Raw genomic sequence first — 14,470 nt, 5'->3', positions numbered from 1 at the left:
TATACAGTAAAAATTTTAATTTTAAAAAGTGAATCTTGCAAATGATCCTTGAGGTGTTGGTTTAATTTGTAATTTAGCATATATTTCTTCTTTTAATTGTGGTACATGTGAAATGATACCTAAAATACGGTTGGATTGTTGTAATCCTTTCAAGCAATCAATAGCCTGTTCTAATGAAAGTTCATCTAACGTGCCAAATCCTTCATCAATGAAAAGTGTTTCCAGTTGAACTCCCCCAGCATGTGCTTGTACAACATCAGCCATACCTAAGGCTAAACTAAGCGCCGCTTTGAACCCTTCTCCTCCTGAAAGTGTTTTAACGGAGCGCTGTTGACCAGTATGCTGATCCATAACCTCTAAGTCTAATCCGCTTTGTGCACCTCGCTTAGCAACTTGATTGCTACGAATTAATTGATATCGATGCTCTGTTAATTGATCCATACGAATATTTGCTTGTAGGAGAATCTCTTCTAAGAAAGAGGAAAGTACGTACCGTTCAAACGACAGTTTTAAATGGTTGTCTCCACGAGCTAGATCTGCAAGTTCTGCAATATCATAATATTCTTTATCGTGTTTTTCTTGTTCCTCTGCAAGCTCTTTAATGTTGGATTGAAACTGTTTATGTTGCTTTATCTGTAAACTTATAGCATGCAATGATTGGTTTGTACTATCTAATTGATTTGAATAAAAATTAATCGATTCCTGTAATAGATCAAGGTCTGGTTTGACTTGACCTTCTAATTGCTCTGACAATGTCTGTAAACGTTCTGTTACGCTTTGTACTGATTGATTGTATTGCTCAATCTCATGTTTCATTATTTCTAATTGTTTCTCAGATATTTTCGCCTCTTGAAAAGTTGCTATAGTTGTAAATCCTGCTTCTTTTACTTTTTGATTAAATAGACTTTCTTGTTGCTTCTTTTTTTCAGCTAAATCTGTTACAAATTTTTCTAGGGATGTAAATGTCGTTTTCGATTCCTGTAGTTTTTGTTTACTTTCTTCCCATGCTTCTTGTTGCTCCTGCCACATATGAAACCAGTTATCTAGTGCTTGTTCAGTTTTTTGGATATGTTCTTGCCATTTTTCAACCGTCATAGGTTGTTCTGGTATATCAGCACGCAATTGAACCAATTGTGCTTCTAGGGTAACTTGTTCATTTTTAAGCTTATCTAGCCCTGTTTTTTGTATTTCATATTGTTCTGTTAATTTAGTTGTTTCATTTGTTAGCTTTTGTTTTTCTGCTTCAGCTTTTTCTATTTTATTATATTGTTCCTTTATTTCATTAAATACCTTTTGTTTTAGATTTTTTTCTTCTTTACATCTATACGTTAATTTTTCTATATTAGTTCGATCTAACGTTTCGATCGTTTGATATTCTTTTGCCATATTCTCAACTACATCACGTTTTGCTTCACCTTTTGATTTTGCCTCTATATATTTATCTTGCCATTTGGTAATAGCCGCTTCTAACTCTTGTAGTTCTGTTTTCTCCTGTTTATAAGCCTTTTCAGAAATTGCAGTAGTTTCAATTTCGGCTTTAGCTGGATGAGTTTCAGAGCCACAAACAGGACATGCTTCCCCGTCATGTAAATGACTAGCTAAAACATAAGCATGATGTGTCTGTTGCTGTTCTTCGATCTTCTGCACTGCATGACGTTTCTCTTTTAATTGTTGATTTACTTGTACATAATGGTCCTTTACTTGTTGATAATCTTTACGTAGTTTCTCTAATTCATGGTATTCATTTATAAGCGTTAAGCTTTTTTTATATCGTTCTTCTGCATAAAGTAGTTCTTTTTCTGTTTCGTAATAAGCTTTTGTTTGTTCTGTTTGCTTACTTAATAAATGCTCTACTGCTTGAAGGTTTGTTTTCTTTTCTTCTAAGTCCTTATTAATAGATTTGACAATACGATCTTTTTCTTGATACTGGTTCTTAGTCTTTTCTAAATTAGTGCTGATTTCTGTATAGTGACGTAATTTTTCTAATTGTTTCTTTTTTTCTACTAGTTGGAGCTTTTCTTCTTGCTTTTCTTTTTCTTTCGCTTGCTGTACTTGATAGTTTTCAGATAGCCGCTTAAATTCCTTTTCTAGTATTGCCACGGTTTGTTTTTGTTCTTCTAGCATGTTGACTTGCTTTTGCCACTCATTGAGTCGATCGTTTGCTTGTTTCTCAAAAGGAAGTAACTGGTTTGCCTTCTCTCCCCACTTGAGAACTGTAACGGTCGATTCGATTTCTATTTTACGGTTATCTAGTTTTTCTTTTTCCTTCAGTAACTGTTCTTGCTCCTTAAATTTATCAGCTAATTGCTTTCCTTTATAAAAAGCTTCTTGGCTAGATTGAAGCTGTTGTTTTTCTTTAGTAACTTTCTTAGTAAGTTCTTTTCTTTTTTCTTGATCATTCTTTAATTTATGATCTAGAGCATCTAGTACGCTGTTAATCGCTGTCGTATCTACTAGAGTTGGATCATCCCAATCAATCTTGCTAATTTCTTGTTTCACTTTCCAATCTGTTTGCTGTAGTTGTTCTTTTATCTTCTTCGTTTGTGTTTTCAAGGCTTCCGTCATATCTTGATAAAAATAGGTTCTGAATATTTTTTGCAATATCTCTTCCCGCTCTTTACTATTTTCAGCTATTAATTTACGGAACTCTCCTTGTGGTATCATAATCATTTTTCTGAATTGATCATAATCGAGACCAAGCATTTGCTCAATTTTTTCATTTACATCTTTAATCTTGGAGTGAATAAGGTGCTTTTCTCCATTATCAACTTGATACAATTCAGCTAAAGCAGGTTCTTCCCGAAACCCTTCTCCTCTTTCTTTTGGTTTCAATTGTCTCGGTTGCCGATAAATTAAATAAGTCGTATCTTTTAATTGAAAGGTGAATGAAACTGCGGTTTTATCATTCTGTTCGGCAAAATGACTTCTGAAAGTATCATGATCTCGTTCACTTCCACTCGCTTTACCATATAAGGCAAAACAAATCGCATCAAAAATCGTTGTTTTACCAGCGCCAGTTGGTCCTGTTACAAGAAAGATAGATTCATCCCCCAACTCCCTGAAGTCAATAACTTGCTCATCTTTATAAGGTCCAAACGCAGATAACATGATAGAGATTGCTCGCATCTTACTTCCTCCTTTCTTGCTCCATTAACTGTTGAATAACCTGGTCAATATGATCTTTTCGTTCTTCTGAGATGGATTCGCCTTTCATTTCCTCATAAAACGTATGAAATAACTGCGCATGAGTCATTTGTTGTTTTTCTCGAATATGATGTAGGTCGTCTAATTGTCGATTAGAGCGTAGTACTTTACGCTCCAAACGTAATGTATTGGGAAAATTCTTACGCAACTTTCCAATCGGATCAAGTATTTGGCCATCATCTAATAAACGAATATGAAGGTAGTCATCTGTTGGAGCTAACTTCTCACCACTAATAAATTCATCGAAATAACCTTCTACAACACGCATGTCCCGTTTGGGTTTAAAGGGTACTCGTGCAATAGTAGCGGTTTTATCTGCTGCTAGCTCAATAATGTTTACGGACTTTGTGTGATTTGCTTCTGAAAACGAATATTTTAAAATAGAGCCGCTATATTGAATTCGGTCGTATGTGACCTTTTGTGGCTGATGTAAATGGCCTAAAGCAACATAGCTGAATTCTTTAAATAGGTGACTATCAATATATGGACTACCACCTATCATCGACAAGCGCTCTTCTGATTCGGATTCCATTCCCCCCGCAAGAAAGGCGTGTCCAATTAAAACATGTCTTTCATCCATGTTTTCCCGCTGCTTTATCTTGGATACTATTGCTTCCATTGCTTGTTGGTGAGACTGAATATTCTCATCTTCAAATACTGCCCTCACATCAGCAGGTTCTATATAAGGAATGAGATGAAAGTGAACTGGTCCAGCTTGATCATAAAAGGTCAGGGATCGCAACTCTTGTGTTAGCTTTGTTTCAATGTGGAGGTTATTTTCACGGAATAAACGACTACCAAACTGCAATCGATCTGGACTATCATGATTTCCAGAAATAATTAATATCGGACTATAAAATTCAGTAATTAATTGCGTTAAGGTCCGATCTAAGAGCTCAACAGCTTCTTTAGGTGGTATAGAGCGGTCGTAAATATCTCCTGCGATAATAATTACATCTGGTTTTTCTTGTCTCACAATATCCACTAATTGAGCTAATACATGTGCTTGATCTTCTGTCATATGAACACTGTTAACTATTTTTCCTAAATGCCAATCTGCAGTATGTAAAATCTTCATTATACCGCTCCTCCTTTTTTTATGTCAGTAGACCCGAAAAGGCTCTAGTCTAACTAGAGCCTACTTTACATCCTCTTGATATTCGTCCCATAGTTGATCAAAGACTTGAACCGCTTCAGTAAAAGGGATATTCCATTCCAAGTAGCGGCTAATCTCATCATAAGAATTACTGTGCTTAGGAAAGTCATGATCATGGAACATCCATTCTGCTAAGCGATTTTCATTCGTTATTTTTTGTGCTCCTCGATAACGCATCATATATTGATAGAATGAGCGCATGTACACTCTCCTTCATTACTTTTTATTTTTTCTGTCATATTGTAAAAAATAATAATCCTGTTGGTTTTTTTCATCTTTAATTCCTTTTGTTTTACTAGTTAAGTTCCAATCATCTAAGTCAAAATCGGGAAAATACGTATCACCAGGAAACGTATCATCGATATACGTCATGTACATTCTGTCCGCATAAGGTAAGGTTTGTTTAAAAATCGTTCCCCCACCGATAACAAAATATTCTTTTTCAGGATTTTCTTTGTTCCATTCTAGAAGTGGGTCAATCGAATGAATGACTTCACACCCATCTGGTTTATAGGAGTGGTCTCTTGTTAGAACCACATTATGCCTTTTTGGTAAGGGTTTATTAAATGATTCAAAGGTTTTTCGTCCCATTATAATCGTGTGATGTAATGTTTTTTCTTTAAAAAATTGCAAATCCCTTGGCAAATCCCAGGGCATCCATTGTTCGTGTCCGATTACTTGATTTTTATCCATTGCAAATACGAATGAAATCATAATTTCCCTCCTTTTCTATTATACAGCTACAGGGGCTTTAATCGCTGGATGAGATTTATAATCAATTATCTCTAAATCTTCCATTTCCACATCAAAAATAGAAGTTAATTCAGGGTTAATTTTTAGTTTTGGAAGTGAATATGGTGTGCGATCCAACTGCGTGTTCACTTGTTGCAGATGATTTGTATAGATATGCGTATCACCTAATGTATGAATGAATTCACCAACTTCTAGATTACATTCAAAAGCTATTAAGTGTGTTAATAATGCATAGCTTGCTATATTGAATGGCACCCCTAGAAACACATCCCCACTGCGTTGATATAACTGACAGGACAATTTACCGTCAGCCACATAAAACTGAAACATTGTGTGGCATGGGGGTAATGCCATGTTACTTGGCACGTCTTCAGGATTCCATGCGGTAACAATATGCCTTCTTGAATCGGGGTTTGTTTTGATCGCCTCTATAACTTGTGTTAATTGGTCAATCGTATCTCCTTGCGATGTTTTCCATGCACGCCATTGTTGTCCGTAAACTGAACCTAAATCTCCAAACATTTTAGCAAATTGATCATCTTCTATTATTTTTGCTTTGAAGTTATCCATCTCTTTTTCATATAATGCCTTAAATTCAGGGTCTTGTTGACTTCGATTTCCAAAGTCATGCATATCAGGACCTTTGTATGAATCACTTTCGATCCATTTTTTAAAAGCCCATTCATTCCAAATATTATTATTGTTTTTTAAAAGGTATTGAATATTGGTATCGCCTCTTAAAAACCAAATTAATTCACTAGCAATTAATCGAAAAGGTACACGCTTAGTTGTTAATAACGGAAATCCTTCTTGAAGGGAAAAACGCATTTGGTGACCGAATACAGACAATGTACCTGTATTCGTTCGATCTGATTTTTCGTTCCCTTTTTGTAAAATTGTTTGGCATAAATCTAAGTAAGCTTGTTCGTTATGTGACATATGTATTCCCCTTTTCCTATTGTTCCGGATAATTAGCTATTGTTTAATATTACAAAAATATTTCGTTTGATTCAACAATCATTTATTTGCATGGTCGTACATAGAGTTAATAAGTGAAGATAATTTGATAGGGGGGCGTTTTACATGCTTTCTACTGGCAACATGCAACAGGTCGTAAAACATTCGATGGCATATGGCTATATTATTAGTCAACCATTCTCCTTTTACGTGGATTCCTATCCTATGCTACAAAATGAAGTTTTTCAGAATGCTGAGATGATTGTTGCATACGGCGAACATAATGAAGCTGTTCGAGTTTTACAGGACAAATTAAACTTTTTAAGCTACTATGACAAGGAACTTGATGGTGAATTTGGTATTTTTACCGAATTTGCACTTAAAAAATTTCAAATTGAACACAATCTAAGTATAACAGGAAAAGCAGACGAAGAAACCATTAATACCTTAGTAAATGATGAGCGAAGGAAATATCTAGATCCATTAAAAGATATAGATCGTACCTATTATTTAGGTGAACAAGGTGAAGGTATAAAAGTTATCCAAAAAGCACTGTATTATTTTGGTTATTATAAAGGTGAGATTGATGGAATATTTGGTCCAAATACGAATAAAGCATTAATGTATTACCAGCAAGATAATGGCTTAGAAGTAAAGCAAGAGATTAATCAACAGACGGTGCAAACATTACAAACAGAATCAGAAACTGTTGATAACGCAATACAACCAGCGCAAACAGAGGCGGCAAATCAGGAAAAAAAGGATGTTCCAGCTAAAAGTGAAGAAAAGGTTCAAGTACCAACAAAAGATGTAGCACAAACATTCAATACTAGTGAATTGATTAAATCGGCTAAAACACACATAGGAACAAGTTATGTATGGGGTGGTACATCTCCAAGTGGCTTTGATTGCAGTGGTTATATTCAATATGTTTTCAGACAGTTTGACGTATCATTACCACGAACAGTTTCTGATATCTGGAACATGACCAAACAAGTGGATCAACCATCAATAGGTGATTTCGTTTTCTTCGAGACGTACAAAAGAGGACCATCACATATGGGTATTTACCTAGGTAACAAACAATTTATACATGTTGGTGTATCTACTGGAGTAGCAATTTCCAATCTAGATAGCAGTTACTGGAGCCAAAGGTATTTAGGTGCCAAACGAGTTGTTATCCAAAAATGACAGCACGAGCCTATATAGCTCGTGCTGTTTTTTTAATGTCTACTGTTAAAATACCATTCGCACTTAAATGTTTCAAGAAACTGTTCCATATATAAATGTCGGTCTATGGCTATTTTCTTGCCAGTAGCTGTATTGAGTCTATCTTTTAAATGTAAAAGTTTATCAGAAAAATGTTGTATAGTAGAAATTTGTTGCAACTGCTTGTCTTCACTAAATAGTGGCTGATTTTCACTTCCACCATATGCAAAGGCTCGCGCAATTCCTATAGCACCTATAGCATCTAAGCGATCCGCATCTTGTACAACCGCCCCTATATCTGTAGTAGGAGACTTTCCTTTTCGAAACGACACTGTGTCAATTGCTTCAACAATCAATTTAATTTGTTCTTTATGTATTAAACATTTAGTGCTTAAGAAATCACTTAGATCGGCAATAGCTAATTTTGGATTTGTAGTTAATTTGTCATCGCCAATATCATGTACCCAACCTGCAATTTCACATAGAAATGGATCAATTTGTTCTTGTATCGCTAAATAATTGGCCATCTTAGCAACACGTCGCATGTGATAATAATCATGCCCCGTTGTATCAGTGTTAAATCTCTGATAAATATAATTTTCAATTAAAGCTAATATTTGATTATTTTTCATAAGTACTCCTTATTCTTTTAACTTAACAACAAGCTCTTTTTTGGAAATATTGTTGATGTTAAAGTCATATTTGATAGAAACTCCGTCGTAACTAGTAACGTGAGTTACTATTACTAACGCTACTCAAATGAAATTGGCTCCCTTTCCGCAGGCACGGCTTCAGCTAACTAGGAAGCAAAGAGCGCTTCCTAGTGGATCTTCAGCTCGCGCTGTTCCTGCAGGAGTGTCACCAATTTCATTTGATCCGCTAGATAGTCTGAAAATATATAATATTACAACTAATTTTAGAGTAGAAAAGCTTATTGATTGTTAGTAAATAAATCATAATTAGATATTCTAACTAGCGCAGGAAGAAAATTGATGAGACTCCAGTGGGAACAGCTCAAGTCGAAGATCCACTCGGTAAAGTGTTTTTCTTTACCGAGTTAGCTGAGACTGAGCCCACGGAAAGCGAATCCATTTTCTGACGTAGCGGGTTAAAAGTTTAATGCGCATTTTATTTAAATTGTGCCATAAGCTATACTAAGAAATCTATATTAATGATACCATATTCTATTGGAATTTTGCTCCTAATTCCTTGACTGAATAATGAAAATACGCTATATTAAAAACAAGCAAAGAAGATGTTCGGAATCATGGATGACAGGTAGCTTCGTAGAAGTGGATGCAATGATGATCCTACACTTCTAACAAGCTACCTTTTTCTATTTCGCATCATCTTGTTTGTATTACCACGTTAGACGTGAAAGTTTAGTTTTAGGAGGATTTATACATGGAAAACGGTGTAGTTAAATGGTTTAATGCCGAAAAAGGTTATGGTTTTATTCAGTTGGAAGATGGAAATGATGTTTTCGTACACTTTTCTGCAATCCAAGAAGAAGGTTTCAAGACATTAGAAGAAGGTCAAGAAGTTTCCTTTGAAATTGTCGAAGGTGAACGAGGGCCACAAGCTGCAAATGTTGTAAAAAAATAATAAAATTCCTTGACGGTGATCAATACTAATGGTCACCGTCCTTTCATTTTAAGATTAGATTATAGGAATAAGTATCGGAGGGAAAGAAATGTTGGAAGTTTATGTTGATGGTGCTGCTAGCGGTAATCCAGGACCAAGTGGTGCCGGTGTTGTGATTAAAAATAAACAGCAATTTATATCACACCAATTTTACTTAGGTGTTCTATCAAACCATGAAGCGGAAATTTTTGCTGTTATTAAAGCATTGGAAATTTGCAAGAAAGAATTTCCACATGAAATATTATCTATACGATCAGATTCAAAATTAGTTGTTGATATGATTGAGAAAGAACATACCAAAAATAGCGTCTTCCAACCCTTATTAAAACAAATCCTAACTGATATGCAAGCATTTCCACACTGTTTTATAAAATGGATTCCAGATAATCAAAATAAAAATGCTGATAAACTTGCAAGAGAAATAATACTGTTACACAAAGACAAGCTTACATGATCCCTTTTTTTCGAAGTACAGCATACGCTTGTTTCTCTGACACCACTTTTTTCTCTTGTAATAATTCTAACAAGCTAATATAAAAGCTACCATCAAAGGTCCTCTGGATTCTTAGCGTTGTTTTCAACGCAATAATAATCAAATCTTCCTTTGCATCTGTGTATTTTTTTCCAAAATAGATGAATCGAACATCTTCATCACTTAATTTAAATCCTTTTTCCCACAATTCTTCAATGTATTCAGCTAGTGTTGGTTTGTTACGCATTGGATCCCCTCTTTCAATCAAAGCTAACTTATTTCACAATACGAATAGCAATTTTAGAATAGGACAATTAACGTTAGTATAATATAATATGACACGTATTACTAGGGTATTTTATTTAGATAACTTAACGCAATTAACACAATCTTTAAAAAGACCATCACTAATAGAAATAGTGATGGTCTCCTCTTATAGTTGATATATTTTACTGTACTTTTCAGTTAAATAATCTAATAGGTATTGCGCGTTTAGTGATTCATTGGTAACTTCTTTAATAATTTCAAGTGGTTTCTTCATCTTGCCATGTTGGTGTATATGGAGTGTTAACCAATCCTTTATCGAAGAAAAATCACCCGATGCTATAACTTGCTCAATATTTATATCTTCTGCCATACGCTTGTGAAACTGTGCAGCATACATATAACCTAAAGCATAAGATGGGAAATAACCAAAATCCCCTGCAGACCAATGAATGTCTTGTAAAACACCTTCTTGATTAGAAGTAGGTCTAATTCCTAAGTAGTCTTCCATTTTTTGATTCCAAGCTTCTGGTAAGTCTTTCACAGCTAAATCCCCATCAATAAGAGCTTTTTCTAATTCATACCGAATCATAATATGCAGACAGTAAGTTAACTCATCTGCCTCTATTCGAATATAGGAAGGTTTTACTTCATTGATCGCTTCAAAAAAGCTAGAGAAATCTAGTGCTTGGAATGCTGCTGGTGCATAGGATTTGAACAAATCAAAATGTTTTTCCCAAAACGATTCACTTCTCCCGATAAAGTTCTCCCAAAATAATGACTGTGATTCATGGATCCCCATGGAAGTTCCGCTTGCTAGTGGGGTTTGTATAAGAGATTTCCCGATGTTTTGTTCATATAAAGCATGACCGCCTTCGTGAATCGTTCCAAAAATGGCCATACGAAAATCTTGCTCATCATAGCGTGTTGTAACACGCACATCATTTCGATTTATGCCAATGGCAAAGGGATGGATCGATTCATCAAGACGTCCTGAGTCAAAGTCATATCCCATTTTTTCAAGGATATCCAAGCTAAATGCCTTCTGATCTTCTTTAGGAAAATGATGCTTTAATAAATTCTCATCAGGTTGAACGTTCGATTCACGAATCTGTTTCACGAGGTTAGTTAAACCGGACCGAACTTGAGCAAATACTTCATCTAAGACCTTTGTGGTCATACCTGGTTCATATAAATGCAGTAACGCATCGTATTTATTTGTTTCATAACCCCAATATTTTGCGAATTTTTTATTATAGGCTATTAGTTCTTCCAAATATGGTTGTAGAAGACTAAAATCATTCTCTGCTCGTGCTTTTTGCCACACTGATTCTGATTTTGAACGTAAAGTAATAAAAGCTTTATATTCTTCGTCTGGGATTTTACTACTTCTATTGTATTCCTCTTCACAATCCTCTACTGAACGTTGCAATATGGGATCTGATGTTTTACCTTTCAGTTGATCTATCAATGTTTTCATCTGATCGGAAGTTGCTAATTGGTGTATTTTTTGAGATAAAAGACCAATAACTTCCGCTCTTTGTGTGGCACCATGCTCAGGAATTTTTGTGCGAAGGTCCCACTGTACTAATGAAAGTGCTTCTCGATAGGCATCTTGTTCTTTCAACAATTCTTTAAATTGATTTTCTGTTGTTTTCATTGTCTTCCTCCAGTGCTAAATATGTTTACCGAAGTATTGATAATAGTCGACTTTTATAAAGCCATTAAATAATTTTCTTTTCTTTGTAGCTTTCTCACCATATAAAGCTTCAAATTTCTCATCAGACGTTAATACATATGAACTCCAAGATGGATTAGATCGCATTATTTCACCAACCTGTCGATATGCTTCTCTGACTTGATCACGATCACCAATCCGCTCCCCATATGGTGGGTTGGATATTAAATAGCCGTTAGGACGATTAGGTTTAAAGTCTTTTGCTTGCATCTGCTTCCATTTAATTAAATCAGCTAGCCCTGCTTCTGTGGCATTTTGCTTTGCTATTTCAATCATTTTAGGATCAAGATCTGAACCAGTGATATCAAGTGCTTGATCGTAGTTAGCTAAATCTTCCGCTTCTTCAAATGCCTGTTCCCATAATTTTTTGTTAATTAGCATCCAATCTTCTGACGCAAATTCACGATTAAATCCAGGTGCTATATTTTGACCGATTAAAGCAGACTCAATCAAAATGGTTCCAGATCCACAGAATAAATCAACTAAAGGAAAATTTGGTTTCCAATTAGTTAATTGGACTAACGCTGCTGCTAGTGTCTCTTTTAATGGTGCTTCCCCTTGTCCAACACGATACCCTCTCTTATGTAAACCGACTCCAGAAGTATCAATAGTTAATGTTGCAACATCTTTCAACAAAGCGATTTCAATTCGATGGAGGGCACCAGATTCAGGCATTTTAGTTGCTACACCATATTTTTGTTTTAGCTTTTCTGCAACAGCCTTTTTAACTATTGCCTGACAGTCTGAAACACTAAATAATGTTGATTTTACTGACTTTCCTATCACTGGAAAACTGCCATCCTCAGGTATGTATTGTTCCCAATCTAATGCTTTTGTCTTTTCAAATAATTCATCAAATGTTTTAGCTTCAAATTGACCTACAATAACCTTTAATCGATCAGCTGTTCGTAACCATAAATTACAACGGGGAATAGCACTAACATCAGCATCAAACACCACTTTTCCATTCTCTACTTTAACATCTGTGTATCCTAATGCTTTCACTTCATTTGCAACTACTGATTCAAGCCCCATTGCTGCTGTCGCTACAAGTTTAACCGTTTGTTTCATTATATAATTCCCTTCTATATTTCAAAATAAAAACCCTTCCGAACAAAAATGTTTGGAAGGGCATTGTTTTATTATTTGGTAGACCAATGAATGTTTTTATAAGCCATGTTCTGTACTGTAGCACTACAAACGGTGGTCAGCCTCGTGCATAAGCAGTAATCATCTATCTACAAGCTGATTTAGCTTGTCCTTGTTTCGGTTGAATTCCCTACTCCAAGATGCCCCTACCTAAATTTGGGTTGCTCACTCATGGGGTTTACCGCGTTCCACTCAAGCTGTTTCCAACCTGACTACGTCACTGTGGCACTTTCAAGAGTATAACACCTTATCCAAAAGGACTTAGGTGATTCCCCTGCCGTTAACCAAACATGGTTACCTTGATTTATGAATTCATCAAGCATGAACACTACAAGCATCTCAGCCTGTGTGAGCATGGACTTTCCTCTACACATAAAATATATGCAGCGATTACTCAAAACATTCATTATATGTTTAACTATTGTAAGCTTACTTTATTACTACGTCAAGAAATCTATTATAACACATGGTTATACTTTGTGCAGTAGTAATTTATGGAAGCTTGTCCACTAGTTAGTCAACATATTTCTTTCCAAATACAGCCTTCTCTAAATTAGATAAACGTTTCAAAATATCGTAATTCACTTGATGATTAGAAGTTGATGATCTTGGTCTTGTTTGTTCCCCGTGTTTTTTTAATCGGTCATTTTCTTGTTTTAACTTATCAATTTCATTTGTAAAGCGTTCATAATCCTGGATAATTATATCTAGAAATTCATCTACCTCTTCTTGATTATACCCACGCATCGATGTTTTAAAATTCTTATCTAAAATATCTTTTGTTTTTAACTGGTTTAATTCTATTGTCATTATTTTCACCTCATATTTAACAGAGCTCACATCTTATTTTTTCAAACTTATCGCCAAATGTCAATCACTGTTCTGCACTTCTGGATTATTTTCAAGCCATTCTTGTACAGCATCTTCTAAATCAAATGGTGTAATGTAGTAAATAGAATAATCAGAGTGCTTTTTGGCTTCATCCAAAAAGAATTTCACACTCCCTTGATTCTCTTCATCTACGAGCACTAAACAGGCTTGACTTTTTTCTATTAACCATTTGTCTCTTCTTTTGAATTGATATGGACCTTTATAGTCGTCTTCATAAAGTAATTGAAAAAAGTCAGCTTCCAATATAGCTTGTTGATATGCTTCTTGATATACTTCAGGCCATCTTGCATCTTGATTATCAAACGGTGGAATAATACCTAATTTAATATCATATGTTTCTTGAAGCTCACTAATTACCTCACACGTCCATAGTTCTACACCCATTTGACCTGAGAGTAAAACCCACTCCAATCCGTTCTCAATATGAGAAATTAAATTTTTTCTTAACGCGCTTTTTATAAATTTTATTTTAGGGTCATTAGGGTTCATAATATTAATCTCAAAAGGTTTATACCCCGTAACTGTTAAAATTTTATGCATTAAACATCTTTCCTTTTTAGAGAAAAAGCTAGGGTTACTAGCTTTTTCTCAATTCCATTTAGTTGTTTATCTCCAAAATCCTGGTCTTGGTGGTTGATTCATTCCTGGTGTTGGTAACTGTTGTGGTGGCACTTGAAATGACCCGCCATACACATTTACCGTATCCACTTCATTTTTGAATGATGTTGCATGTGGATACACATGAGTATTTTTTACTAGGTGATGGTTCGTAACAGCTGTATGCGATGGATGAATATATTGAACATTACTTTGACTACACGTGTGTACCTCATTACATGTTGGTGGACATACAACTGTTTTTGAGGGTCCAGTAACGCAATTTGAATTCCAAGACGGTCTACGTGGTCTCATAAAATAATCTCCTTTCTAATTCGTTAAAAGTGCAAAACATTCTTTTAAAATAGCAAGTCATGAATGCTTCACTAGTAACCTATGTAAAGAAAGGTAAAATCGCCTGAGTCATTGTCCCATA

15 protein-coding genes and 1 other RNA gene are annotated in these 14,470 nt (G+C 35.1%); 3 read left to right on the top strand and 13 right to left on the bottom strand.

Annotated elements, in window-relative coordinates; genetic code table 11:
* Positions 1 to 21: 21 nt before the first annotated feature.
* From D2K40_RS01465 to D2K40_RS01445, 5 genes are read right to left on the bottom strand one after another with little or no spacing between them, the layout of a single operon-like run.
* On the bottom strand, positions 22 to 3,126 hold the full coding sequence (locus tag D2K40_RS01465; RefSeq protein ID WP_117152234.1) for an AAA family ATPase: 3,105 nt from the start codon (positions 3,124 to 3,126) through the stop codon (positions 22 to 24).
* A 1-nt stretch (position 3,127) separates the two neighbouring features.
* A complete protein-coding gene (locus D2K40_RS01460; RefSeq protein WP_117152232.1) occupies positions 3,128 to 4,282 on the bottom strand; it encodes an exonuclease SbcCD subunit D in 1,155 nt (384 codons plus the stop codon).
* A gap of 60 nt (positions 4,283 to 4,342) precedes the next feature.
* Positions 4,343 to 4,561 carry a YozE family protein gene (locus tag D2K40_RS01455; RefSeq protein WP_117152230.1) on the bottom strand — a complete coding sequence of 73 codons (219 nt, stop codon included), beginning with the start codon at positions 4,559 to 4,561 and terminating at the stop codon, positions 4,343 to 4,345.
* Positions 4,562 to 4,576: 15 nt separating this feature from the next.
* The gene (locus tag D2K40_RS01450; protein WP_117152228.1) at positions 4,577 to 5,074 is read right to left on the bottom strand and encodes a dihydrofolate reductase; all 498 of its coding nucleotides are present in this window, start codon (positions 5,072 to 5,074) and stop codon (positions 4,577 to 4,579) included.
* An 18-nt stretch (positions 5,075 to 5,092) separates the two neighbouring features.
* On the bottom strand, positions 5,093 to 6,052 hold the full coding sequence (locus D2K40_RS01445; protein ID WP_117152226.1) for a thymidylate synthase: 960 nt from the start codon (positions 6,050 to 6,052) through the stop codon (positions 5,093 to 5,095).
* A gap of 144 nt (positions 6,053 to 6,196) precedes the next feature.
* Here D2K40_RS01445 and D2K40_RS01440 point away from each other — a divergent pair, with 144 nt between their 5' ends.
* Positions 6,197 to 7,261, top strand: coding sequence for a C40 family peptidase (locus tag D2K40_RS01440; RefSeq protein WP_117152224.1), 1,065 nt, complete (start codon positions 6,197 to 6,199; stop codon positions 7,259 to 7,261).
* 32 nt (positions 7,262 to 7,293) lie between these two features.
* Here D2K40_RS01440 and D2K40_RS01435 read toward each other — a convergent pair whose 3' ends face one another.
* A complete protein-coding gene (locus D2K40_RS01435; RefSeq protein ID WP_117152222.1) occupies positions 7,294 to 7,911 on the bottom strand; it encodes an HD domain-containing protein in 618 nt (205 codons plus the stop codon).
* Between the two features lie 772 nt (positions 7,912 to 8,683).
* Between D2K40_RS01435 and D2K40_RS01430 the strand changes: the two genes are divergently transcribed.
* Together D2K40_RS01430 and D2K40_RS01425 are read left to right on the top strand one after the other, a co-directional pair.
* Complete coding sequence (locus tag D2K40_RS01430; RefSeq protein WP_117152220.1) at positions 8,684 to 8,884, top strand: cold-shock protein; 201 nt, start codon at positions 8,684 to 8,686, stop codon at positions 8,882 to 8,884.
* An 88-nt stretch (positions 8,885 to 8,972) separates the two neighbouring features.
* Positions 8,973 to 9,377 carry a reverse transcriptase-like protein gene (locus D2K40_RS01425; RefSeq protein ID WP_117152218.1) on the top strand — a complete coding sequence of 135 codons (405 nt, stop codon included), beginning with the start codon at positions 8,973 to 8,975 and terminating at the stop codon, positions 9,375 to 9,377.
* Here D2K40_RS01425 and D2K40_RS01420 read toward each other — a convergent pair.
* From D2K40_RS01420 to D2K40_RS01390, 7 genes are all read right to left on the bottom strand, one after another.
* Positions 9,370 to 9,642 (bottom strand): DUF6123 family protein, encoded by a 273-nt coding sequence (locus D2K40_RS01420; protein ID WP_117152216.1) that lies wholly within the window; start codon positions 9,640 to 9,642, stop codon positions 9,370 to 9,372. The genes D2K40_RS01425 and D2K40_RS01420 overlap by 8 nt on opposite strands.
* 186 nt (positions 9,643 to 9,828) lie before the next feature.
* Entirely contained in the window at positions 9,829 to 11,319 is a 1,491-nt protein-coding gene (locus D2K40_RS01415) for a carboxypeptidase M32 (protein WP_117152214.1), read from the bottom strand.
* Between the two features lie 15 nt (positions 11,320 to 11,334).
* The gene (locus D2K40_RS01410; protein ID WP_117152212.1) at positions 11,335 to 12,468 is read right to left on the bottom strand and encodes a THUMP domain-containing class I SAM-dependent RNA methyltransferase; all 1,134 of its coding nucleotides are present in this window, start codon (positions 12,466 to 12,468) and stop codon (positions 11,335 to 11,337) included.
* A gap of 94 nt (positions 12,469 to 12,562) precedes the next feature.
* Positions 12,563 to 12,948, bottom strand: an RNA gene (rnpB, locus tag D2K40_RS01405) — RNase P RNA component class B.
* Positions 12,949 to 13,059: 111 nt separating this feature from the next.
* A complete protein-coding gene (gene gpsB / locus D2K40_RS01400; protein ID WP_117152210.1) occupies positions 13,060 to 13,356 on the bottom strand; it encodes a cell division regulator GpsB in 297 nt (98 codons plus the stop codon).
* A gap of 60 nt (positions 13,357 to 13,416) precedes the next feature.
* Positions 13,417 to 13,977, bottom strand: a complete 561-nt coding sequence (locus D2K40_RS01395; protein WP_117152208.1) for an SLOG family protein — start codon at positions 13,975 to 13,977, stop codon at positions 13,417 to 13,419.
* A gap of 66 nt (positions 13,978 to 14,043) precedes the next feature.
* Complete coding sequence (locus D2K40_RS01390; RefSeq protein ID WP_117152206.1) at positions 14,044 to 14,349, bottom strand: CotD family spore coat protein; 306 nt, start codon at positions 14,347 to 14,349, stop codon at positions 14,044 to 14,046.
* Positions 14,350 to 14,470 lie beyond the last annotated feature (121 nt).

This window comes from Paraliobacillus quinghaiensis (assembly GCF_003426025.1).
Classification (GTDB): Bacteria; Bacillota; Bacilli; order Bacillales; family Amphibacillaceae; genus Paraliobacillus_A; species Paraliobacillus_A quinghaiensis.
The sequence above is the reverse complement of the archived record's forward strand: the minus strand, read 5'-3'. Positions and strand labels throughout refer to the sequence as shown.